This is a genomic window from Paraburkholderia sp. TE9906 (genome assembly GCF_056279605.1).
In genome coordinates this window covers 101,990-123,800 of sequence record NZ_JBWCCT010000007.1, presented here as the reverse complement: position 1 = coordinate 123,800, position 21,811 = coordinate 101,990, and the positions used below count along the sequence as shown (strand labels likewise).

At 65.8% G+C, this 21,811-nt stretch carries 18 protein-coding genes; 8 read left to right on the top strand and 10 right to left on the bottom strand.

Annotated features, from left to right (window positions below):
• Positions 1-119: 119 nt before the first annotated feature.
• A complete protein-coding gene (locus ACZ9H4_RS20180) occupies positions 120-998 on the top strand; it encodes a lipid A biosynthesis lauroyl acyltransferase (protein WP_459252113.1) in 879 nt (292 codons plus the stop codon).
• A 377-nt stretch (positions 999-1,375) separates the two neighbouring features.
• Here the strand turns inward: ACZ9H4_RS20180 and ACZ9H4_RS20175 are convergent, their stop codons facing one another.
• Genes ACZ9H4_RS20175 through ACZ9H4_RS20165 form a run of 3 tightly spaced genes read right to left on the bottom strand, consistent with a single transcriptional unit; the run spans position 1,376 to position 7,154 of the window.
• The gene (locus tag ACZ9H4_RS20175) at positions 1,376-2,884 is read right to left on the bottom strand and encodes an efflux transporter outer membrane subunit (RefSeq protein WP_476120507.1); all 1,509 of its coding nucleotides are present in this window, start codon (positions 2,882-2,884) and stop codon (positions 1,376-1,378) included.
• Positions 2,885-2,886: 2 nt separating this feature from the next.
• On the bottom strand, positions 2,887-6,015 hold the full coding sequence (locus ACZ9H4_RS20170; protein ID WP_408326253.1) for an efflux RND transporter permease subunit: 3,129 nt from the start codon (positions 6,013-6,015) through the stop codon (positions 2,887-2,889).
• Positions 6,012-7,154: an efflux RND transporter periplasmic adaptor subunit gene (locus ACZ9H4_RS20165; RefSeq protein ID WP_408143825.1), complete on the bottom strand. Its 1,143-nt coding sequence runs from the start codon at positions 7,152-7,154 to the stop codon at positions 6,012-6,014. Before ACZ9H4_RS20165 ends, ACZ9H4_RS20170 begins: the two co-directional genes overlap by 4 nt.
• A gap of 219 nt (positions 7,155-7,373) precedes the next feature.
• Here ACZ9H4_RS20165 and ACZ9H4_RS20160 point away from each other — a divergent pair, with 219 nt between their 5' ends.
• Positions 7,374-7,991 carry a TetR/AcrR family transcriptional regulator gene (locus ACZ9H4_RS20160; RefSeq protein WP_408143824.1) on the top strand — a complete coding sequence of 206 codons (618 nt, stop codon included), beginning with the start codon at positions 7,374-7,376 and terminating at the stop codon, positions 7,989-7,991.
• 153 nt (positions 7,992-8,144) lie between these two features.
• Here the strand turns inward: ACZ9H4_RS20160 and ACZ9H4_RS20155 are convergent, their stop codons facing one another.
• A complete protein-coding gene (locus ACZ9H4_RS20155; protein ID WP_121317873.1) occupies positions 8,145-8,357 on the bottom strand; it encodes a hypothetical protein in 213 nt (70 codons plus the stop codon).
• A 255-nt stretch (positions 8,358-8,612) separates the two neighbouring features.
• Between ACZ9H4_RS20155 and ACZ9H4_RS20150 the strand changes: the two genes are divergently transcribed.
• Entirely contained in the window at positions 8,613-9,653 is a 1,041-nt protein-coding gene (locus ACZ9H4_RS20150) for a LysR family transcriptional regulator (RefSeq protein WP_476120503.1), read from the top strand.
• Between the two features lie 43 nt (positions 9,654-9,696).
• Here the strand turns inward: ACZ9H4_RS20150 and ACZ9H4_RS20145 are convergent, their stop codons facing one another.
• The 6 genes from ACZ9H4_RS20145 to ACZ9H4_RS20120 form a co-directional block, all read right to left on the bottom strand.
• Entirely contained in the window at positions 9,697-9,927 is a 231-nt protein-coding gene (locus ACZ9H4_RS20145; RefSeq protein ID WP_408153735.1) for a DUF2795 domain-containing protein, read from the bottom strand.
• A gap of 250 nt (positions 9,928-10,177) precedes the next feature.
• Positions 10,178-10,432: a hypothetical protein gene (locus ACZ9H4_RS20140; protein ID WP_408143818.1), complete on the bottom strand. Its 255-nt coding sequence runs from the start codon at positions 10,430-10,432 to the stop codon at positions 10,178-10,180.
• Positions 10,433-10,747: 315 nt separating this feature from the next.
• On the bottom strand, positions 10,748-12,085 hold the full coding sequence (locus ACZ9H4_RS20135) for a C45 family autoproteolytic acyltransferase/hydolase (protein WP_476120500.1): 1,338 nt from the start codon (positions 12,083-12,085) through the stop codon (positions 10,748-10,750).
• Between the two features lie 174 nt (positions 12,086-12,259).
• Positions 12,260-13,993: a ClcB-like voltage-gated chloride channel protein gene (locus ACZ9H4_RS20130; RefSeq protein ID WP_408143814.1), complete on the bottom strand. Its 1,734-nt coding sequence runs from the start codon at positions 13,991-13,993 to the stop codon at positions 12,260-12,262.
• Positions 13,994-14,105: 112 nt separating this feature from the next.
• Positions 14,106-14,843: a glutathione S-transferase gene (locus ACZ9H4_RS20125; RefSeq protein WP_408143812.1), complete on the bottom strand. Its 738-nt coding sequence runs from the start codon at positions 14,841-14,843 to the stop codon at positions 14,106-14,108.
• 157 nt (positions 14,844-15,000) lie between these two features.
• Positions 15,001-16,110, bottom strand: a complete 1,110-nt coding sequence (locus ACZ9H4_RS20120) for a YeiH family protein (protein ID WP_408143810.1) — start codon at positions 16,108-16,110, stop codon at positions 15,001-15,003.
• 116 nt (positions 16,111-16,226) lie between these two features.
• Between ACZ9H4_RS20120 and ACZ9H4_RS20115 the strand changes: the two genes are divergently transcribed.
• The 5 genes from ACZ9H4_RS20115 (at position 16,227) to ACZ9H4_RS20095 (ending at position 21,723) form a co-directional block, all read left to right on the top strand.
• A complete protein-coding gene (locus tag ACZ9H4_RS20115) occupies positions 16,227-17,135 on the top strand; it encodes a LysR family transcriptional regulator (protein WP_476120497.1) in 909 nt (302 codons plus the stop codon).
• A 254-nt stretch (positions 17,136-17,389) separates the two neighbouring features.
• Positions 17,390-18,232: a TIM barrel protein gene (locus ACZ9H4_RS20110; RefSeq protein WP_476120495.1), complete on the top strand. Its 843-nt coding sequence runs from the start codon at positions 17,390-17,392 to the stop codon at positions 18,230-18,232.
• A complete protein-coding gene (locus tag ACZ9H4_RS20105) occupies positions 18,229-19,245 on the top strand; it encodes a sugar kinase (RefSeq protein WP_408326239.1) in 1,017 nt (338 codons plus the stop codon). The genes ACZ9H4_RS20110 and ACZ9H4_RS20105 overlap by 4 nt, the downstream gene beginning before the upstream one ends.
• Positions 19,246-19,456: 211 nt before the next feature.
• The gene (locus ACZ9H4_RS20100) at positions 19,457-20,752 is read left to right on the top strand and encodes an MFS transporter (RefSeq protein WP_408153723.1); all 1,296 of its coding nucleotides are present in this window, start codon (positions 19,457-19,459) and stop codon (positions 20,750-20,752) included.
• 5 nt (positions 20,753-20,757) lie between these two features.
• Positions 20,758-21,723 carry a 2-hydroxyacid dehydrogenase gene (locus ACZ9H4_RS20095; protein ID WP_408143800.1) on the top strand — a complete coding sequence of 322 codons (966 nt, stop codon included), beginning with the start codon at positions 20,758-20,760 and terminating at the stop codon, positions 21,721-21,723.
• Positions 21,724-21,811 lie beyond the last annotated feature (88 nt).

The window sequence follows — 21,811 nt, the reverse complement described above, 5'->3', positions numbered from 1 at the left end:
CTTCAAAGCGCAGCGCGAGACCCGGTTTGACGCGCGCGCATGTCACGTCGATCGTTGGCGACCCCGAGGTTGCCGCGGCCGCTGTGTTCGTCATCCAGCATCCACTGGGTCCCCGCCTTGTGAAAAGTCGAATTCTCATCTGTCTGACGACGGGCCTGCTGCGCATGTTCGCCTTCCTGCCCTATGGGGTGGTCGCGCGAATCGGCACCGGCATCGGCGCGTTGCTGTATCGGATTCCGAGCACGCGCCGGCGCGTCGTGCACACCAATCTGAAGCTGTGCTTCCCGGACATGAGCGACGAAGCGCGCGAACGTCTGGCGCGCGCGCACTTTTGCCACGTGATCCGCAGCTACGTCGAGCGTGGGCCGCAATGGTTCGGCAACGCGCAGGCGCTCGCGCGCCTCGTCGAAGTGGATAGTGCGATCGATCTCGCGGAGGTCTCGTCGCAGCCGACCATTTTTGTCGGCTTCCATTTCGTCGGCATCGAGGCGGGCTGCATGATGTATTCGACGCGCCATCCGGTCGCCTCGCTCTATACGCCGATGTCGAACCTGCTGCTCGACGCGATGGCCAAGCGGCAGCGCGGCCGCTTCGGCACGGAGATGATTCCGCGCAGCGACAGCGTGAGGCGAGCGCTGCGCGCGTTGCGCGAAGGCCGGCCGGTGATGCTCGCCGCCGATATGGATTTCGGCTTGCGCGATTCGGTATTCGTGCCGTTTTTCGGCGTACCGGCCTGCACGCTGACGTCGGTATCGCGGATGGCGCGCGCGGGCAATGCGCGGGTCGTGCCGTTTGTGACCGAGGTGCTGCCGGATTACCGTGGCTACAAGCTGACCATTTTCGATGCGCTAAGCAATTTTCCGTCCGATGATGTGTCGGTCGATGCGCGGCGGATCACCGAGTTTCTCGAGACACAGGTAAAACGGATTCCTGATCAATATTATTGGGTGCATAAGCGGTTCAAGAACCGGCCGGCGGGAGAGGCGGGGGTTTATTGAAGGGGTGGCCGAAGCCGGGCGCGGTGCCGGCGCCGCTGCGATCCGGCGACTCGACCGGTGTCGCGAGGGCAAACGCCCCCGCATGGTGTTGCATCCACCCGCGACGCGTTTGACAAACCGATTCGCTTCAAGCACTTAAGCGTGCGGCCCAAAGGTTATCAACAGCCCTGTCAACATAAACTGGGGATAACGTTGAGGCATCCCGACTGCCTCATCGCCAGAAAATGCCAGTGCCCAACGCCCACTGGTTCATTCCTTACCGCTCCCACAAATCCCAGCGCATTCAACGTGTTAGCCTGCTTGTCAGATAGTTTTCAACAGCCTCTTCAACATAAACTGGGGATAACTTCGCGGCTTGACCGTACGGAATCCCAGGTTTAGTTCGGCACGCCCGCATTCGCAGCCGACGTTGAGGACGCTGCGGCAGCAGCCGCCGCCTCGACCGGCGGATTGCCCATCGCCTGAAACAACGCCGCCGTATCCGTCAAACGAGCGCTCGTATAGCGGATCTCGTCGAGCTGTGCGTTGCGAAACTGCTGCTCGCTCGAGCGCGTCGATGCAATAGGCAACGCGCCCAGCCGGTAGCGTCCCGACGTCTCTTCGAAAATACCCTGCGCCGAACGCGCGGCGACATTCGCCGAGTCCAGCGCCTGCGCGTCGTGCTCCAACGCGGCGAGCGTATCGGCGACGTTCTGGAACGCGGCCAGCACCGTCTGCTTGTACTGCGAGAGAGTGGCGTCATACGTGGCCTGCGCTGCGCGGCGCTGCGCCAGCAGTGCGCCGCCATGGAAGAGCGGCTGCGACAACGACGCGCCAATGCTCCATATCGCCCCCGCGCCGGACAGCGCCACAGGCCAGCTAAACCCGCCTTGTCCCATCGACGCGCTCAGCGACAGGCTCGGGAACATCTGTGCCGTCGCGACGCCGACGTCGGCCGCCGCGGCTTTCACCGCGGCGTCGGCGGCCTGAATGTCGGGCCGGGAGCGCAACAGCTCCGAGGGCACCACGACCGGCACCTGCCCGGGCAGATGCAGCCGCGCGAGATCGAGGTCGTCCGGCGCCGCGTCCGGCGTGCGGCCGAGCAGCACGGCCAACGCGTGACGCGTGCTCAGCCATTGCTGCTTCAAACCCGGCAAGCTCGCCGCCAGACTCGCCGCGCTCTGCTGCGCGCTCAGCAGATCCGCGTGCGAGACCGCGCCGAGCGCATAGCGCCGCTGGGTGTCGCGCGCCTGATCGTTGGCGAGCGTCACGAGCCGTTCGGTGGTATCGATCTGCGCATGCAGGGCGGCGCTGGTGATCGTCGCCGTGACGATGTTGGCGGCCAGCGCACGGCGCGCGGCGTCGAACTGATAGGCCTGCACGTTCACGCGAGCGGCAAGCGCCGCATCGGCCAGACGCGCGGCGCCGAACAGGTCGAAGGTGTAGTGCGCCTGCAGTTGCCCGACGAAGACGTTGTACAGAAACGTGTTGGGGCCGATCTCGGGAATCGCCAGCGCGCGATTGCGGGTCGCCTGGCCGCCCGCGTCGATGGTCGGCAGCATCGAACTGCCGACCTGCGCGCGCAACTGCTCGCGCGCGGCGGCGAGACTCTTGTCGGTCGCGGCGAGCGTGGGGCTGTTACGCAAGCCTTCGTCGACCAGCGCGTCCAACGCGTCCGATCGATACAGCTTCCACCATTCGGGCACCGCCTGCGCGCCAACCACGAACTGCTGCGTGACGCCTTGCGCGGGCGCCGTCTGCGCCGGTTGCGCCTCGGCGCCGTAGTGCGCCGGCTGCGGCATCGCGGGCGGCTCGCCGCTCGGCCCGAACGAGCAGGCGGCGAGCGCGCAGGCGGCGAGGCCGAGCGCACCGAGGCGCGGATAGCGGGAGAGTGTCAGAGTAGCCATGCTCAATTCCCCGTATGCGTCGCACCGGACGGCGTCTGCGGCTCGCGCTCGTCGCCGCGTACCCTGAACGATGCGGCGTACAGCGCGGGCAGATAGAACAGCGTGAGGATGGTCGCGCTCGTGATGCCGCCCATCAGCGCGGTCGCCATCGGGCCGAAGAAGTTCGAGCGCAACAGCGGAATCAGCGCGAGCACGGCGGCGGCCGCGGTCAGCGTGATCGGCCGGAAACGCCGCACGGTCGCGCCGACGATTGCGTCGAAGCGCTTGTGCCCCGACGCGATGTCCTGCTCGATCTGATCGACCAGAATCACCGAGTTGCGCATGATGATGCCGAACATCGCGATCACGCCGAGCATCGCGACGAAGCCGAACGGCTGGCCGAACAGCAGCAGCGTGAGCACCACGCCGATCAGGCCGAGCGGCGCGGTCAGCACGACCATCAGCACACGCGCGAAGCTCTGCAACTGGATCATCAGCAGAGTCAGCACGGCAATCACCATGATCGGAATCTGCGCATTGATCGATGCCTGGCCTTTGCCGCTTTCCTCGACCGAGCCGCCGACTTCGATCCGGTAGCCGACCGGCAGCGTCGCGCGAATCGGCGCGAGCGCGCGGTCCACCGAGTGCGTGACGTCGATGCCTTGCGCGCCCGGCGACACATCGGACTGCACCGTGATGGTCGGCTGACGGTCGCGCTCCCAGATCACGCCGTACTCCAGATCGTTGCGCAGATGGCCGAGCGTGCCGAGCGGCACGGGGCCGTTCGGCGTGGGCATCGCCAGCGCGACGAGTTGCGACGGGTCGACACGTTCCGCGCGCGGCGCGCGCAGATCGACGCTGATCAGCTTGTCGCGCTCGCGATACTGCGTGACCGTGTAGCCGGAAAGCGTCATCGCGAGGAAGCTCGAAATGTCTTCGGAGCTCACGCCGAGTTCGCGCGCCCGTTTCTGATCGACCTCGAAACGCACCGAGCGCTCGGCCGGCTCGTCCCAATCGAACTGGACGTTGCGGGTGCCGCGATCGGCGCGCATGGTGGCGGCGACGCGCTCGGCGATCGAGCGCACGGTCGCGATGTCGTCGCCGCTTACGCGGAACTGCACCGGATAGCCGACCGGCGGCCCGTTCTCGAGGCGCGACAGGCGCGTGCGGATTGCCGGAAAGTTGTTGCGCAGTTCCGGTTCGAGCCACTGTGCGAGCTTCTCGCGATCCTTCACCGACTTCGCCGTGATCACGAACTGCGCGAAATTGGGCTGCGGCAATTGCTGATCGAGCGGCAGATAGAAGCGCGGCGCGCCGGTGCCGACGAAGCTCACCGTATGATCGATTTCCGGGCGGCCCACCAGCGCTTTTTCGAGCCGCTGCGCCTGGCGCAACGTCGCCTCGAACGACGCGCCTTCGGGCAGGCGCACGTCCACCAGCAACTCGGGGCGGTCCGAGCTCGGGAAGAACTGCTGCGGCACCAGCGTGAAGCCCGCCATCGCAAGTACGAACAGCACGACGGTGATCGCCAGTACGACGAAGCGCCGCTCGATGCACCAGCCGATCCAGCCACGCAGACGCTTGTAGAAGCGCGTGTCGTAGATGTCGTGCTCGTGGTCTTCCGCTTCGTGCGCCTGGCGTTTGCGCTCGGGCAGCAGGTGATAGCCGAGCAGCGGAATCAGCACGACCGCCGCGAGCCACGACGCGATCAGCGCGATCGCCGAGACTTCGAAGATCGAGCGCGTGTATTCGCCGGTGCTCGATTTCGCCAGCGCGATCGGCAGGAAACCGGAGACGGTCACGAGCGTGCCGGTCAGCATCGGAAACGCGGTGCTGGTGTAGGCGAAGGCCGCCGCGCGCGTGCGATTCCAGCCTTGCTCCAGCTTCACCGACATCATCTCGACCGCGATGATCGCGTCGTCCACGAGGAGCCCCAGCGCGAGCACCAGCGTGCCGAGCGACACCTTGTGCAAACCGATGTCGAACAGATACATGCACAGCGCCGTGACGGCGAGCACCACCGGAATCGAGATCACGACCACCATGCCGGTGCGCACGCCGAGCGACACGAGGCTCACCACCAGCACGATCGCGACGGCTTCGGCGACGGCTTCGAGGAAGTCGTCGACCGAGCGCGCGACCGCGTGCGGCATGCTCGACACTTCGACGAGTTGCAGGCCGGCGGGCAAAGCTTGACGCAACTGCGCCATCTGTTGATCGAGCGCTTTGCCGAGGCGGATCACGTCGCCGCCCGGCTGCATCGTCACGCCGATGCCGAGCACCGCCTTGCCGCCGAAGCGCATTTGCGTGACGACCGGATCGTCGTAGCCGCGCTTGATCGTCGCGATGTCGCCGAGACGGAAGGTGCGGTTGTTGATGCGGATCAGGGTGTCGGCGAGCGCGGCGACGTCCTTGAACTGGCCGTTGGGGCGCACGAACACGCGGTCGTCGGCGGTGGTCAGCGTGCCCGACGGCGCGACGCTGTTCTGCGCGTTGATCGCCTGGCCGAGCTGCTGCGGCGAGATGCCCAGGCGCGTGAGCTGCGTGTTGGCGATCTCGATGTAGATGTGCTGGTCGGGGTCGCCGAAGTAATCGACCTTGCCGACGCCCGGCACGCGCAGCAGCACCGTGCGCAACTGGTCCGCGTAATCGTGCAGTTGTGCGGCGGAGAAGCCGTCGCCTTCGAGCGTGTAGATGTTGGTGTAGACGTCGCCGAATTCGTCGTTGAAGAACGGCCCTTGTATGCCTTGAGGCAAGGTCGCTGCGATGTCGCCGACTTTCTTGCGCACCTGATACCAGGTCTCGGGCACGTCGCGAACGGGCGCCGAGTCTTTCATCGTGAAGAACATCAGCGACTCGCCGGGGCGCGAATAGCTGCGGATGAAATCGACCGCGGGCGTCTCCTGCAACTTGCGGCCGATGCGGTCGGTCACCTGTTCCTGCACCTGCCGCGCGGTGGCGCCGGGCCAGAAGGTGCGGATCACCATCACGCGGAACGTGAACGGCGGGTCTTCGGACTGCGCGAGCCGTGTATAGGCGAGGATGCCGAACGCGGTGGCGAGCGCGATCAGAAAAACGACCAGCGCCTGATGACGCAGCGCCCAGGCGGACAGGTTGAAGCGTCCTTCTTCATGTTCATGGGCCGTGCTCATGAAGCGAAGTCCTCGGGATGCAGCGGCGCGATCACGCGGACCTTTTCGCCGGCGGTCACGGTATGCACGCCTTGCAGCACGACGCGCTCGCCGTCCTTGAGCCCCTGGCCGATCACGACGGTGCGCTCGGTATAGCGCGTCACCGTTACACGGCGCAGTTCGAGCGCGTTGTCGGCGCTGCGCACGACCCACACGGCCGGCTCGCGGCCTTCGTGGAACAGCGCGGTGACGGGCAGCGTGAAGAACCCGGTTTGCCGCGCCGCGCCGTTCGCCTGCGACGAGGCTTGCGGCGCGACATCGGCGGTCATGCCGAGGCGCACGTCCGGGCCCGGATTGTCGAGCGTGAGCCGCGCGCGCCACGTGCGGCTTTGCGAATCGGCGGCGGGCGAGAGTTCGCGCACGCGCGCCGTGAATTTGCGCCCCGGCAGCGCGGCGAGCGTGACGTTGGCGCTTTGTCCGACCGCGAACCCCGCCAGCGCGCTTTCCGGCACGTCGCAAAGCACGTCGATGTCGCCGCTCCATGCGAGGTTGTAGACGGCCTGGCCCGCGGATACGTTCTGCCCGGTGTCGGCCTGTTCCGCCGTGATGACGCCCGCGTGAGCGGCGACCAGCGTGGTGTATTGCAACTGGTTCTTCGCCAGCGCGGCCTGTTGCGCGGTCTGGTCGCGCTGCGCGAGCGCGGACGCGTAGGCATTGGTGGTCTGTTCGAGCTGTGCCGGCGCGATCAGGTTTTCCTTCGCCTGCGCCTGGTCGCGATCGAGCTGCTGCTTCGCGAACACGAGCCCGTGCTGCGCGGCTTCGAGTTGCGCCTGCGCGCTGGCCGCGTTCTTTTGCGCATCGGCCGGGTCGAGCAGGGCGACGATCTGGCCGCTCTTCACGGCGTCGCCGAGGCGCACCCGCCGCTCGATGATCTTGCCACCGACGCGAAACGACAGCGGCGTCGAATAGCGCGACTGCACTTCACCGGGCAGGGACGCTGCCGGCATCGCATTGCCGTCCGCCTGCACGGCGAGCGCCACCACGGGACGCGGCGCGGGGGCCGCTGCTTCTTTCTTCGAGCACGCCGCCAGCGTAAGCGCGGCGGCCAGCGCCACGGCGCCGGCTGCGCGGCGCATGGGCCGAGGGGACTGCTGGCGCATCGTCGACGATGCGGGAGAACCGGGACGCTTCACAATTACCCCAACTGGAGACAGCGAACGAACACGGCAAGCCGCAGCGGCCCGCCAGCGAAGACGCGCAGCCCGGTTCATGCAATCGGCATACGCATCTGACTTCGAATGGTGACATGCATTCTAATACACTCATGTATTTGAATGTTGGAGTGAATTTGAATTCTTTTCGGTGCTAGACTGGCGGCCATGAAACGGCAACGACTGACACGTGAGCAAAGCAAGGACCAGACGCGCGAGCGTCTGCTCGATGCCGCGCAAGCGATTTTCATGAAAAAGGGCTTTGTCGCGGCGAGCGTCGAGGATATCGCGGCCGCGGCCGGCTATACGCGCGGCGCGTTCTATTCGAACTTCAGCAGCAAGAGCGAACTATTTCTCGAACTGCTGCGGCGCGATCACGAAGCGATGCAGGCGGGCTTGCAGGCCATCTTCGCGAGCGCGGCGTCACGTGAGGAGATGGAAGCGCGCGTGCTGCGTTACTACAGCAGCCTGCATCGCGAGAACAAGTGTTTCCTGCTGTGGGTGGAGGCGAAGCTGCTCGCGGTGCGCGATGGCCGCTTCCGGCTGCGCTTCAATGCGTTCATGCACGAGAAGGTCGAGCAGCTGAGCGCCTATATCCGCGAATTTTCGGCGCGTGTCGGCACGCCTATGCTGATGGAGCCGGAAGCGCTCGCGATCGGTTTGATGGGCTTGTGCGACGGCGTGCAGTTCTTCTACACGGTCGATCCGCAGAACGTGCCGACGGAGATGGCCGAAGCGGTGCTGGCGGGATTTTTTTCGCGCGTGGTGTTCGGGCGCGACGCGTGAGCCGCACGGCTTGCGCGCTACAGGGGAAGCGGGCAGGCCCGCTCAGGTGGTCGCACCGCTACGCGCGGCACTGTTGAGCGCGGGTGCGGGAGAATTCAGACGACCGCGCGCGTATCTGCTGTATTCAGAGGCCGCGCTCGCGGCGAATCAGACTTAGTTGTTCGGCAGGGGCGCACAGATGTCGGGGTCGGGCGCCGCGCAGGCGAACGAGTACTCGCCGCTATAGCGCAGCACTTGCGCGCCGGCATGCAGGACCACCTTGATGTCCGGGCAGCGCTCGTAGGCGATGAAAGCCGAGCAGGCCGCTGCGGACCAGCAGACCAGTGAAAACGCGATTTTTTCGAAAAGCTGAAAACGATGTGGCATGGCGGTAATTTCCTTTCGGCCGCTATGTTACCAGCACCTAAGGGTTTATACCTAGTTTAAATCTGCAACAATCGCTGAAACAGTGTCATGGGGGCCTCGCCAATCTGTCTGGAATGTCATGTTCAGGTCAGGGTTGGGACATGATCAGACCGATACAATCGGTTCGTTGGGCAAACCCGCGCGCGCCTTGCCGCACGGGTATTCAACGGCGGCGAGGTTGCGCCGGCCCGGCTTTACCGAGGCAGGAGTCGTCCCATGAATCAACTGCAGTCGATGCGCGTGTTCGTCAAAGTGGCGGACCTCGGCAGCTTCGTCGGTGCGGCCGGCGCGCTGGATCTTTCTACCGCGGTGGTCACCCGGCACGTGGCCGATCTGGAAGCGCGTCTCGGCACGCGGCTGCTCAATCGCACCACGCGCCGGTTGTCGCTCACCGAGTCCGGCAGGACTTACCTCGAACGCGTGCGCCACATTCTCGACGACCTCGAAGGCGTCGAGCAGATGGTGGTGGCGCGCAATCACGAACCCGTCGGCACCTTGCGCATCGTCGCGCCGGTGGTGTTCGGGCTGAATAGCCTGGCCCCGGTCGTGCAGTCGTACGCGGCGCGCTATCCGGCGGTCGTGCCGGATGTCACGCTCGCGGATCGTCATGTCGACCTGGTCGAGGAGGGCTTCGACGTCGGCATCCTGGCCGCGCGGCACATGCGTAGCGCGAGCATCGTCACACGGCGCCTGACGACCGGCTATATGACGGTCTGCGCAACACCCGCCTATCTGGCGCAGCACGGCACGCCGACGCGTCCCGAGCATCTGCTGAAGCATCCGTGCTTGAGCCGGCCGTCCGAGCAGGGCGGCGAGGAGCGCGTGTTCAGCGGACCGGACGGTGAAGTCCGGGTCAGGCCGGTCAACGCGATCGCCGCGAACAATAGCGAGATGCTCCGGCAATTCGCGCTGCTGGGCATGGGGGTGGCGATTCTGCCGAGCTATCTGATCGGCCGGGATCTGGCGTGCGGGCGACTGGTGCCGCTGCTTGGCGATTACCGTTTGCCGCAGGTCGAGATCACGATTGCCTATCCGAGCCGGCTGCATCTGCCGGCAAAGGTGCGTACGTTTATCGATCACCTCGTCGAGCATTACCAGCAGGCCGGTGATCACGCGCGGGATGCGCGGATCGTGACGATGGCGAACGCCGTTGCTGGCGTGTCCGCCGAGAGGAATGAAGTGGCGTTGCCGCGCGAGGTGGCGCGCCGCGTACCCAAGGCGGTACGCACGCGGGTCGTGGCGGCGTCGCAGGTTTGAGGGTGACTGCGGCTTGGGTCGGGCGCGGCGCCCCGCCGCCCGCTTAAGCCCCCAGCCCCGGACCGTAATTGCCGCTGATCAGACGCGTGACGGACGCAATGTCCGCGTAATCCTGCTCCGGCATTCCATCGAGCATAGACAGCACTTCGTTGCTCGCGCCGGCTTCGCGTGCGGCGTCGACCAGCGCGTCCTTATTGGTCGGGAAATGGACTTCGCTGAGAAGGTCGGTGATCTGCAGGTCGATCGATTCACCGGGGATAGCCGAGGCAGTCATGCAAATGCTCCTGTGAGAACGCGATTGGAATCAGTTGTTGGGAGTGTTGGCGCTGACGCAGGCGCGGGACAGCAAAGGCACAAAAGAACCGGCCCGTTCGGCGCCGCCAGCCATTTAAGTCGTGCACGCTCATGACCTGCACCGCGCGGCGCATGAAAGGCTAACGAAGGGTTCACGACAACCGCCGCGACACACAAGCGCCCATGACCACGACGTCGCGAGCGCGGCGTCGCCAGGACACCGGCCGCCGTCAGGTCTGCAAATGCTCGTTCTTCCCCATGACGCTACGATCCAGATGTCGAGACTTCGGCAGCGCGATGTGCTGCCATTGCTGCGGCCGGTTATTGTCGATGGCGGCGACATCCGGCGCTGCGGGGGCGACCGGTGCGGCGTTGGCGCGTTCGGCAAGGCTACTCGCATTCGTGCTGTCGACGGCGGTATGAACCGGCGCGGCAAAACACGAGGCGGACAGCGTCACCATGATCAACAGTGTCGAGGTTTTCATCGCCCGACCTCCTAAGCTCATGCGGCGCTGACAATCAAGCAAACGCTGTGCCGTCCCCGCGTCGAAAGGACGGCGCAAGCTACACGCGGCACTGCGATGCGCGACCTGCATCTACCTACCATCTTAGATGGCAAATACTGCAACGCGCGGACATTTGCGACAAAACGGTATTGCTGTTTGGAGATGATCGCACGAACGCAATGACGGCGGGGTGTCCGGCTGGGTGGGGCCTCTGGCGGGGAAGTGTGGTGCGGAGCGGCTCGGCGGGCTCGGCGCAGCGCCTCGCCGCAGACCCGCGCCCCCGTCGGCATACCCCTATCGCAACACATCAAACCGCGTCCACGGCCACGACGGCCGGTCGCGCATATACCCGTTCAGCCAGTTCCACTGCGGATGCCGCTTCATGAACGCCTGCGCGTCGAACGGCCGTCCGCACGGATGACCCCAGCGTGCGGTGAACGCCATCGCGCGTGCCATCTCGCTATCGACCACCTTGCCGTCGTTGGCCCCCCAGGGATTGAACGGCCCATGATCGGTGCCGCCAAATCGCGCGTCATCCAGTTCCAGATGGCCGCAGATGGTGCGCGAGCAGGGGTTGTCGTTGCGGTCGAGATAGACGTCGTGATGATCGGCGATCATCTCCTTGGCGAGTTCCACGTCGATCCTGCCGCGATGCATTTCCTCGAGCTGCATGAAACGCAAGCGCCGCGCGCCGTTCTTGCGCACGTCCGTGTAGTCCTCGCCTTCGCCGATGCATTCCTGATTGCGAATCTTGAGGTCGGTCGCCGTGTTATAGCCGCTGTAGAAACCATCCTTCGTGGTCTCGAAGCCCGAATAGTGCAGCCCCAGTTCGTAACGCGCGATCTCGCCGGTCTTCGCGTCACCGAGCAGCCAACTGTTCGCATAGCCGCCGTTGTTCGCGAGCGCGAACATCTCGCACCATTCGCCAATGCTGTTCGCATACTGCGACGCGCGCCGCGAGCGGTAGAACTCGGGTGCGCCTGCCGCGTTGTAGCCGACGAAGTTGGAGATCGTGGTTTCGGTCACCATCAGCCCGGCGGCCGTGACCCAGAAGTCGGTGAGGCTGGAGATGCAGCCCGGCAAGCCCTGCATCAGGATGCGGTTGCCGCGGTCCGGCACGATGTCGAATACGACGTTGAACGCGTCGCCCGCCGCGTAGCGGTCCCAGGAGTTGTGCGCCATCACGATGCGGCCGTCGCGCGTCGCGTTGCCGGTGGCGATGAACGCGCTGCAATGGTGCCCGCGCCGGCCGCGCCACGGCTTCACGCCGAGCTGCGGCTGCTGCCGCGCCGCGTGGCTCGGCCACCAGCTTTGCAGCAGATCCATGTAGCCGTTCCACGCCAGCACTTCGGCGAACGGCAGCTTCGCGCCGTCGGCGATGCCCTGGATTTCGTCGGCAAATTCGGTGTCGAGCTTGCTGGCGAACTGGGCGCTCGCGGCATCGACGAAGGTGTCGAACTCTTCGCCCGTGTCCCACTTTGCGAGATAGCGGGCGGTATGGATCGCGTTGCGGATTTCGGCGGCGAGCAGCTGGCCGTGCTGCTCGCCGCGATCGTAGGGCTCGCCTTCGATATGCAGGAAGATCCAGCCTGCCTGGTCGCGGCGCACGGCATCGAGGGACGGTTCGCTCATCTTCGCTCCGATCGCACGGCGGGCGTCTCGGCGCGCCCGTCCTGACGTCACGCGCGCTGCGGTATCGGTGGCGAAAGCGTGCCGGTTTTGTGCCGCAGCGATCTCCCCATTGTAGAGAATTTGCGGCGCTTTGCACGGCGCCGCCGGGCCGTGCGCCGGACGGGGTGACGCCGCCTAGTGGGTCGGATTCATGCGGAAATAGGCGTCGAGCAGCGAGGTTTTGTAGACCACGCCGGCGAGCTTCGGATGCGCGGCGCTTTCGACCACCGGCAGACGCTCGCCCTGAAACGCCATGAAGTGCTGCAGCGCGACGCCGAGCGACATGTCCGGCGTGAGCACGTCGAAGTGCGGCTGCAGATAGTCCGCGGCGGTTTTCGCCGACGTATCGCTTTTGTCGAGCAGATCGGACGTGATGTCCTTGAGCGCGACCACGCCGAGAAACGCGCCGGACTCGTTGGCGACGTACAGATACTTCACCGGATATTCGAGGAACACGCGCGTCATGTCCTGCACCGTCGCGTTCGGCAGCACGACGGTTTCGGCGGGGCGGATCAGCTCGCGCATCTGGGTGGCGCGCAGGCGCGTGCGCTCCTGTTCCTCGCGGTTGCGGTGCAACGTGATTTCGTACATCGAGGTCTTGCCGATCGCACGCGCGATGAAATAGGCGACCACGCACGAGAGCATCAGTGGCAGCACGACCTGGTAGCTGAGCGTCATCTCGAAGATCATCAGGATCGCCATCAGCGGCGCCTGAGTCGCGCCGGCGAGGAACGCGCCCATGCCGACCATCGCGTACGCATACGGCTCCGAGGTCGCGTGCGGCCACAGCGCGTGCATGCCCTGGCCGAACAGCGAGCCGACCGCCGCGCCGACGAACAGGGTCGGCGTGAAGACCCCGCCGACCGCGCCGGAGCCTGCCGTGGCCGCGGTCGCGGCGAGCTTGAACACCAGCACGAGGACGAGCGCGGTCCAGGTCCACGGCGAATGCAGAATCGAGTTCACGACGCTATAGCCGTTGCCCCACACCTCGGGTGTCCAGATGGAGATGACGCCGACCACGAAGCCGCCGAGCGCGAGCCTGACGGGCAGCGGCACCGGCAGTTTGCGAAAGGCGGCCTTCGACGCGTCGAGCAGCCGCAAAAACTGCGGCGCGGCGAGCCCGCACAGTGCGCCGAGCGCGACGAACAGCAGCACTTCGAGGCCCGCCACCGCCGGAAACACCGGCATCTCGTACGGCGGCTTGTAGCCGGCGAATTCGCGCATCGTGATATTGGCGACCACGGCCGACACCACCACCGGCCCGAAGCTCTCCATCGCGATCGAGCCGAGCACGATCTCGGTGACGAAAAACGCGCCCGCGATCGGCGCGCTGTACGCCGAGGTAATCCCCGCCGCCGCGCCGCAGGCGACCAGCAAACGCAGCCGCGACGGATCGAAATGCACCCAGCGTCCGATCAGCGACGAGGCGAGTGCCGCCAGTTGCACCATCGGCCCTTCGCGGCCGATCGAGCCGCCGCTCGCGATCGTGAACAGCGACGACACGCTGCGCCACAGGCTCAGCTTGACCGGCACCACGCCGTCGCCGATCGCGACCGCTTCCATGTAGTCGACGTGATTGCATTTGTCGGCGTGACGCTGCGCGATCAGCAGAAAGAAGCCGGCGATCAGACCGCCGGCGGCCGGCAGCCAGATCCGCACGGTCCACGGCAGGCTGCGCGCCATCTCGACGAAGCTGCCGGCGCGGCCCGCCACCAGCAGTTGCAGCAGCGCGATGGCTTCGCGAAACAGGATCGTCGCAAAGGCGCCGGCGATGCCGACCACCACCGACCAGACCAGCATCGTGTGGGCGTCCGAGAGACGGAACAGGTTTTGGGCGCGGGTGCGCAGCTTCAGCAGGAATGAAAGCACGTCGACGGTACAGGGCGTGGGAAAGGATTCGGGAACGCGCCCGGCGACAGCAACGCGCCCGCTGCGCACGGCGGGCGCGTTGCTGTCGTTGGGCGAAGGGGGGCGGCGCGGCTCAAGTCGCCGCCTTGTCGAGTTCCGGATAGTGCCGGAAGATGCAGGCCTCGTTGTGTTCGATGCGCCGCTCCGACTGCAGATACGCGGCGATGTTCGGTCGCGCGATCACCGCGTCGTGCAATGCGGCGAGCCGCGGATAGTGCTCGCCGAAGCGCTTGAGCGCGCGCGGAAACGCGTACAGCAGGCCGTCGATCAGCTGGAACATCGACAGGTCCACGTAGCTGAGCGCGTCGCCGACCAGGAAGGTATCGCCGGCCGGATTCTGCTTCAGCACGCGCTCGAAATACGACATGAACTTCGGAATCCGGTTGTCGATGAAGTCGTGCGCGCGCACTTTGGCGGCGTCTTTCTGGTCTTCGTAGTAGAGGCCGCTCGCGAGCGGATGGTGCGTGTCGTGCGCTTCGGTGACCACGTCGGCGACCGTCAGTTGCAGGCCGTTGGCGACGTAGCGCAGGCTGTCGACCGACGGCGCGAGGTTCAGCCGCGGTCCCAGATAGAACAGGATGTTGGCGGTCTGTGCGATCACCAGATCGCCGTCTTTCAGAAACGGCGGCGCGAACGGCGGATGGGGCTCGTCGCGGCTTTTCATCAACTTCATCATCGCGCCCGTGCCCAGGCCTTCCGCCTCGTCGCCGCGCGCCACTTCCACGTAGTCGGCGCCGGCTTCCTCCAGCGCGAGCCGCACGAATTCGCCGCGGCCTTGCAGGCCGTCCCAATAGTAAAGTTCCAGGCTCATCGATTGATCCTCATTCCGGTCGCTCATGCGCGCAGCATGAGCGGATTGCAGGAGCAGGTGACGCCAGCAACCAGTATGCCGCGCGAGCGCGCCCGATGGGTCGCCAGAATGCGCAAAACCCCGCGCGCGGCGGGGTGGGTTCGAAGGCGGGGGCGGTTTAGCCGAGCAGGTGCTGGACGGTCCATGTAATTCCCAGTCCGCCGGCAATCAGCCAGACATACAGGATCAGGCCGGTGGTCAGCGCACGCGGTCCGGCCTGACGGATCTGCGCGATGCGCGTTTCGATGCCGAGCGCCGTCATGGCCATGGTCAGCGCGAAGGTGTCGAGCGTGTTGAGCGTGCTGGTCGCGGTGTCCGGCAGCACGTGCAGCGAGTTGATCACGACGCAGGCGAGGAAGCCGAGCGCGAACCATGGAATCGCCAGCTTGCGCGGGGCAGCTTCGTGCGAGCCGTCCTGGGAACCCGCCGCCGCGGCGCGGCGCGCCGAGCGGTTCACCCACATGCCGACCACGAGCAGCACCGGCACCAGCAGCATCACGCGCGTCATCTTGACGATGGTGGCGATGTGCTCCGCTTCCGGGCTCACGTTGCTGGCCGCGCCGACCACCTGCGCCACCTCGTGGATCGTGCCGCCGAAGAACAGACCCGCGCCGACCGTGTCGAGATGCAGCCAGCCCGCGTTGAACAGGACCGGGTAGAGGAACATCGACAACGTGCCGAACAGCACCACGCTGCCCACGGCCATCGCGCTCTTGTGCGGCTTCGATTGCAGCGTCGACTCGAACGCGAGCACCGCGGCCGCGCCGCAGATCGCGCTGCCGGCGGCGGTCAGGAGCGCCGTATCGCGGTCGAGCTTCATGATTTTCATGCCTGCCCACGTTCCGATGACGAGCGTGCTGACCACGATCAACACGGATTCCGCGAGGCCGGGCAGGCCGACCTGGGCGATTTCCTGCAGGCTCACGCGCAGTCCGAAGAACGCGACCGCGATACGCAGCAGCTTGCGCGCCGAAAAGTTGACGCCGGCCGCCCAGCTCGCGGGCATGCCGTCGCGCAGCGCGTTGCCGTAAATGGCGCCGGCCACGATGCCGACGATCAGCGGGCTCAGGCCGAGGCCGGCGATCGCGGGAATCGATGCGATACGGGTCACAGCGGCGGCGAACAGCGCGACGAACAGAACGCCATTGAGCTGTCCGCGCGTGGAATGCGCTGCGGCGGGTGGGGCGGCGGTAGTCGCTGCGTGAAGCGGAACGGGTGTGGTGGACATAGTGCAGTCCTTGATGACTGACGGAATTCGATGGGGCTAATCCTAAATTAGATATATCGATATGAAAAATCATGATTTAGAATGTGAAGTATCAGATAGGCCGATATTTCAAACCCATGACCCCTGATCAACTTATAACGTTCGCCGCTGTCGCCGAGCACCGCAACATTAGCCGGGCGGCGGTGGCGCTGCATCTTTCGCAACCGGCGGTTTCCGGACAACTGCGGCAGTTGCAGGACGAATTCGGCGAGCCGCTGTACCAGCGCGACGGCCGCGGCGTGCGGCTGACGCCCGCCGGCGAGCAACTGGCGAACTACGCGACGCGGCTGCGCGAAACCTGGCGTCAGGCGCACGCGTACCGCGACGCGCTGCGCGGTCTCGAACAGGGCACGCTGCGAATCGGCGCGAGCACCACGCCAGCGAGCTACCTGCTGCCGTATCTGATCGCCGATTTCCATCGCCGCTATCCGGACGTGAGCGTGCATACCGCCGACGGCAACACCACGGAGATCGTCGGTGCGCTCGGCTCCGTCGACATCGCGATGATCGAAGGGCCGGCCGGCGCCGATCTGCCGCCGGACACCGCCGTGCACGCGTGGCGCGAAGACGAGATCGTCGCGATCGTGCCGCGCTCGCATCCGCTCGCGCAGGCGGCGCAGGAAGCACCGGAGGGCGCGTGCGGCCGCGTGGAGCTGGCAGCCTTCGGGGCGTATCCGCTGGTGTTGCGCGAGGCGGGCTCGGGCGTGCGGCAGAGCGTCGAGCGCGCGTTCGCGCGGGCGGGCGTGCCGATGCGGGTCGTCCTCGAGATTGCCGGCGTCGAAGGGGTGAAGGAGGCGGTACGGGCCGGCATGGGCATCGGCTTCGTCTCCGCGATGTCGATGCGCCACGAGAACGGCGCGTTGTGCATGTTGTCGCTAAGCCCGGAGCCGCTGACACGCAGGCTGTCGATTCTCGTGCCGTATGCGAGCGCGCCGTCGCGAGTGGTGGAGCAGTTCCTCGCGCTGTGTCTCGCGTACGGGGGCTGAGTGCTTCCACGCCGGCACGACACCGAGTGGAGATGCACGCTCCCACTCGCGGCGTCCCTCGCCCTCAGTCGCTCGCCACTGACGTAGGGCCCACCCCTTACCGTGCCCGCTAAGCCTGGGGATTTCCTCTATGGTGCGGGCCGCGACTCCCGGCGCACTATTCGGGCATCGCAAGCGCCTCGGCGCTTTTTTTTAAAACGCATCTGGAACCGGTTCCAGGCGTGGTTAAGCGGGCAGAACCGGGTAAATTCGACATGATTCCAGCAGTAGACATCGTGATCGTCGCAAGCGCATTCGGAATGGATGCGGTCCACGCGGACGGTCATCTGAAGTGGGCGCAAGCGAGCAAACGGGCCGGCGCAGCGGGTTTCGAAGTGCGTCGCGAGCTGTTCGCCGACGAGGCCGACGCCGCTGCGCCGCGTCTGCGCGCACTCGGCGAGGCGATCGTCGGGTTGGGCATGTGGGCTGTGTATTCGACGCCCGCGTCGCTGTATGCGTCGGACGGTCGGCTCGACGCCGCCGCACTGCGCCTCGCACTCGACGAAGCGGCGGCGCTCGGCGCGCGCGTCGTCAAGCTGCAACTCGGCGGCTTCGCCGGTGAAGCACACGGCGCGGCGATTGCTGCGCAAATGGATGGCTCGCACGTGCGGCTCGTCGTCGAGAACGGGCAACTGGCGGAAGGCGGCTCGCTCGCGCAATTCACCGGCCTCTTCGATGCGCTGGCGCGCGACGGCCGCGCCGGTTTGCTCGGCATGACTTTCGACATCGGCAACTGGGCCTGGCGCGGTGTCGCGCCGCTCGATGCCGCCCGGCTGCTCGCGCCGCACGTCGAATATATCCATTGCAAGACGACGGTGGGCGAGGGGGCGCGGCGCTTTCCCGCCGCCCCGGAGGCAGACGATGACCGGTTCATCGCGGTGCTCGACAGCTTGCCGCGCGATGTGCCGCGCGGCATCGAGTTTCCGTTCGATGCAAGCCGCCTTGAGGCGGACGCGGCGCATTACGTCGAATGGCTGGCCGCCGCGTCGACAGAACCCGTAGTAAAGGCAACACCCGCAACACCCGCAACACCCGCAACACCCAGGAGCCACGCATGAGCACCCCAGCCGCAGCACTCGATGTCATCACCTATGGCGAGGCGATGGCCATGTTCGTCGCCGCCGAAACCGGTCCGCTCGCGGGCGTCGGGCAATTTACGAAGCGCATCGCCGGCGCGGATCTGAACGTGGCGATCGGTCTGTCGCGGCTCGGCTTCAAGGTGGGCTGGATGAGCCGCGTCGGCAACGATTCGTTTGGCCAATACGTGCGCGACACGTTGACCCGCGAGGGCATCGACCAGCGCTGCGTCAGCACCGACGAGCGTTATCCGACCGGTTTCCAGTTGAAATCGAAAAACGACGATGGCAGCGACCCGGCGGTCGAATACTTCCGCAAGGGTTCGGCGGCGAGCCATCTGTCGCTCGCCGACTATGCCGCCGATTACGTGCTGCCCGCACGTCACCTGCATCTGACCGGCGTCGCGCCGGCGATCTCGGCGAGTTCGCGCGAACTCGCGTTTCATCTCGCGCGTGAAATGCGCGCGGCGGGCAAGACGATTTCGTTCGACCCGAATCTGCGCCCGACCCTGTGGCCGTCGCGCGCGGCGATGGTCGAAGGTCTGAACGCGCTCGCCGCGTTGGCCGACTGGGTGCTGCCCGGCATCGGCGAGGGCGAGATCCTGACCGGCTACACGCAGCCGGAAGACATCGCCCACTTCTATCTGGAGCGCGGCGCGCGCGGCGTGATCATCAAGCTCGGCGCGCAGGGCGCGTACTTTCGCACCGCCGACGATGCCGGCGTGATCGCCGGTCAGCCGGTCGCCAAAGTCGTGGACACGGTCGGCGCGGGCGATGGCTTCGCGGTCGGTGTGGTGAGCGCGTTGCTCGAAGGCAGGACGCTGCCGCAAGCGATCGCGCGCGGCAACCGTATCGGCGCGCTGGCCATCCAGGTGATCGGCGATTCGGAAGGCTTGCCGCAGCGCGCCGAGCTCGATGCGCTTGAGCGGGGCGATGTGGATGCGGATAAGGCCGGCGCATCGGCTGGCGCTGCGCGCATTGCAACTGCGGCCTGAACGCGCGCGTTATCGGCACGCATCTGGCCGCCTCGATAACAGCAAGAGCGCTCGACAGCGCCCCAGCACTGACCATCATTGTTTCAGGATGCCGTCAGTAACTATCTGCATGGACCAGAGCAGGCGCTAAAGCGCCGACTTCGGTCGACCGCTGTGCATGGGACCGGCGTAAGCGCTAAAGCGCCAGCGCCGGTCGACAAAGGAGACATTCATGACCTCATCGCTTGCGATTCGCCGTTGGTGGACGATCATGCCGATCGTATTCATCACGTACAGCCTCGCTTATCTCGATCGCGCGAACTTCGGCTTCGCGTCGGCCGCCGGCATCAATCAGGATCTCGGCATCAGCAAAGGGCTGTCGTCGCTGATCGGCGCGCTGTTTTTCCTCGGCTATTTCTTCTTCCAGATTCCCGGCGCGATCTACGCGGAACGCCGCAGCGTCAAGAAGCTGGTGTTCTGGAGCCTGATCCTGTGGGGCGGCTGCGCGGCGCTCACCGGCATGGTCAGCAATATTCCGTCGCTGATGGTGATCCGCTTCGTGCTCGGCGTCGTCGAAGCCGCCGTGATGCCCGCGATGCTGATCTTCATCAGCAACTGGTTCACCAAAAGCGAGCGCTCGCGCGCCAACACCTTCCTGATTCTCGGCAATCCGGTGACGGTGCTGTGGATGTCGGTGGTGTCGGGCTATCTCGTGCATTCGTTCGGCTGGCGGCAGATGTTCATCGCCGAGGGCGCGCCCGCGATTCTCTGGGCGGTGTGCTGGTGGTTCCTCGTGAAGGACAAGCCGCAGCAGGTCTCGTGGCTGACCCAGCAGCAGAAGGACGACCTTGCGCAAACGCTGCGCGCCGAGCAGGCCGCGATCAAGCCGGTGCGCAATTACAGCGAGGCGTTCCGCACGCCCGCGGTGATCAAGCTGAGCGCGCAATATTTCTGCTGGAGCATCGGCGTGTATGGTTTCGTGCTGTGGCTGCCGTCGATCCTGAAGAACGGCTCGACGCTCGGCATGGTCGAAACCGGCTGGCTGTCGGCGCTGCCGTATCTCGCCGCGACCATCGCGATGCTTGCAGCTTCGTGGGCATCGGATAAACTCAACCGCCGTAAAGTGTTCGTGTGGCCGTTCCTGCTGGTCGGCGCAGTGGCGTTCGCGGCGTCGTATGCGCTCGGCTCCACGCACTTCTGGCTGTCGTACGCCTTGCTGGTGATCGCGGGCGGCGCGATGTACGCGCCGTACGGTCCGTTCTTCGCGATCGTGCCGGAGCTGCTGCCGAAGAACGTCGCGGGCGGGGCAATGGCGCTGATCAACAGCATGGGCGCGCTCGGTTCGTTCGTCGGCTCGTACGTGGTCGGTTATCTGAACGGCGCCACCGGTTCGCCCGCGGCGTCGTATGCATTCATGAGCGTGGCGCTGCTCGCCGCCGTGATCCTGACGCTGATCGTCAAGCCGCAGCCGCGGACCGAAACGTCAACAGCGACGCGCACGCTCACCACACCGTTGCAAGGAAAATAAAGCTCATGAAGAAGATCGTCGCATGGAAGTCGCTGCCCGAAGATGTGCTCGCGTATCTGCAACAGCATGCGGAAGTGGTGCAGGTCGATCCCGCGCAACACGACGCGTTCGTCGCCGCGTTGCGCGATGCCGACGGCGGCATCGGCGCGAGTGTGAAAGTCACGCCGGCGATGCTCGAAGGCGCGAGCCGCCTGAAGGCGTTGTCGACCATCTCGGTGGGCTTCGATCAGTTCGACGTCGCCGATCTCACGCGGCGCGGCATCGTGCTCGCGCACACGCCGGACGTGCTGACCGAGTCCACCGCCGACACTGTGTTTTCGCTGATCCTCGCGTCGGCGCGCCGGGTCGTCGAGCTCGCCGAATGGGTGAAGGCGGGGCAGTGGCGCGACAGCATCGGAGCGGCCCAGTTCGGCGTCGACGTGCAGGGCAAGACGCTCGGCATCGTCGGGCTGGGACGGATCGGCGGCGCGGTTGCGCGGCGCGCGGCGCTCGGCTTCAACATGAAGGTGCTGTACACCAATCGCAGCGCGAACCCGCAGGCTGAGCAGGCGTATGGCGCGCGGCGCGTCGAGTTGGCGGAACTGCTGGCGACCTCGGATTTCGTCTGCCTGCAAGTGCCGCTCACGGCGGAGACGAGACATATGATCGGCGCGGCCGAACTCCGGTCAATGAAGAAGAGCGCGATCCTGATCAATGCGTCGCGCGGCGCGACCGTCGATGAACAGGCGCTGATCGAAGCGTTGCAAAACGGCACGATTCACGGCGCGGGGCTCGACGTGTTCGACACCGAACCGCTGCCGGCCGACTCGCCGTTGCTGAAGCTGGCGAATGTGGTCGCGCTGCCGCATATCGGCTCGGCGACGCATGAGACACGCCACGCGATGGCGCGAAATGCGGCGGAGAATCTGGTTGCGGCGCTAGACGGGACGCTGACGGTCAATGTCGTCAATCGGGACGTGTTGGGTAAGTGAGTTCGGTTGCGTGAGCGGGCTCAAGGGGAAGTGACGCGGATGGCCAATGCTCATGGGCCGACGCGTAAGCCCATGTGCATGGGCCCGG

What these genes read in the sequence shown, in the direction of transcription:
- ACZ9H4_RS20175 (WP_476120507.1), bottom strand. Translation starts at nt 2,884, where the DNA reads ATGGCTACTCTGACACTCTCCCGCTATCCGCGCCTCGGTGCGCTCGGC.
- ACZ9H4_RS20170 (WP_408326253.1), bottom strand. Translation starts at nt 6,015, where the DNA reads ATGAGCACGGCCCATGAACATGAAGAAGGACGCTTCAACCTGTCCGCC.
- ACZ9H4_RS20165 (WP_408143825.1), bottom strand. Translation starts at nt 7,154, where the DNA reads ATGCGCCAGCAGTCCCCTCGGCCCATGCGCCGCGCAGCCGGCGCCGTG.
- ACZ9H4_RS20160 (WP_408143824.1), top strand. Translation starts at nt 7,374, where the DNA reads ATGAAACGGCAACGACTGACACGTGAGCAAAGCAAGGACCAGACGCGC.
- ACZ9H4_RS20155 (WP_121317873.1), bottom strand. Translation starts at nt 8,357, where the DNA reads ATGCCACATCGTTTTCAGCTTTTCGAAAAAATCGCGTTTTCACTGGTC.
- ACZ9H4_RS20150 (WP_476120503.1), top strand. Translation starts at nt 8,613, where the DNA reads ATGAATCAACTGCAGTCGATGCGCGTGTTCGTCAAAGTGGCGGACCTC.
- ACZ9H4_RS20145 (WP_408153735.1), bottom strand. Translation starts at nt 9,927, where the DNA reads ATGACTGCCTCGGCTATCCCCGGTGAATCGATCGACCTGCAGATCACC.
- ACZ9H4_RS20140 (WP_408143818.1), bottom strand. Translation starts at nt 10,432, where the DNA reads ATGAAAACCTCGACACTGTTGATCATGGTGACGCTGTCCGCCTCGTGT.
- ACZ9H4_RS20135 (WP_476120500.1), bottom strand. Translation starts at nt 12,085, where the DNA reads ATGAGCGAACCGTCCCTCGATGCCGTGCGCCGCGACCAGGCAGGCTGG.
- ACZ9H4_RS20125 (WP_408143812.1), bottom strand. Translation starts at nt 14,843, where the DNA reads ATGAGCCTGGAACTTTACTATTGGGACGGCCTGCAAGGCCGCGGCGAA.
- ACZ9H4_RS20120 (WP_408143810.1), bottom strand. Translation starts at nt 16,110, where the DNA reads ATGTCCACCACACCCGTTCCGCTTCACGCAGCGACTACCGCCGCCCCA.
- ACZ9H4_RS20115 (WP_476120497.1), top strand. Translation starts at nt 16,227, where the DNA reads ATGACCCCTGATCAACTTATAACGTTCGCCGCTGTCGCCGAGCACCGC.
- ACZ9H4_RS20110 (WP_476120495.1), top strand. Translation starts at nt 17,390, where the DNA reads ATGATTCCAGCAGTAGACATCGTGATCGTCGCAAGCGCATTCGGAATG.
- ACZ9H4_RS20105 (WP_408326239.1), top strand. Translation starts at nt 18,229, where the DNA reads ATGAGCACCCCAGCCGCAGCACTCGATGTCATCACCTATGGCGAGGCG.
- ACZ9H4_RS20100 (WP_408153723.1), top strand. Translation starts at nt 19,457, where the DNA reads ATGACCTCATCGCTTGCGATTCGCCGTTGGTGGACGATCATGCCGATC.
- ACZ9H4_RS20095 (WP_408143800.1), top strand. Translation starts at nt 20,758, where the DNA reads ATGAAGAAGATCGTCGCATGGAAGTCGCTGCCCGAAGATGTGCTCGCG.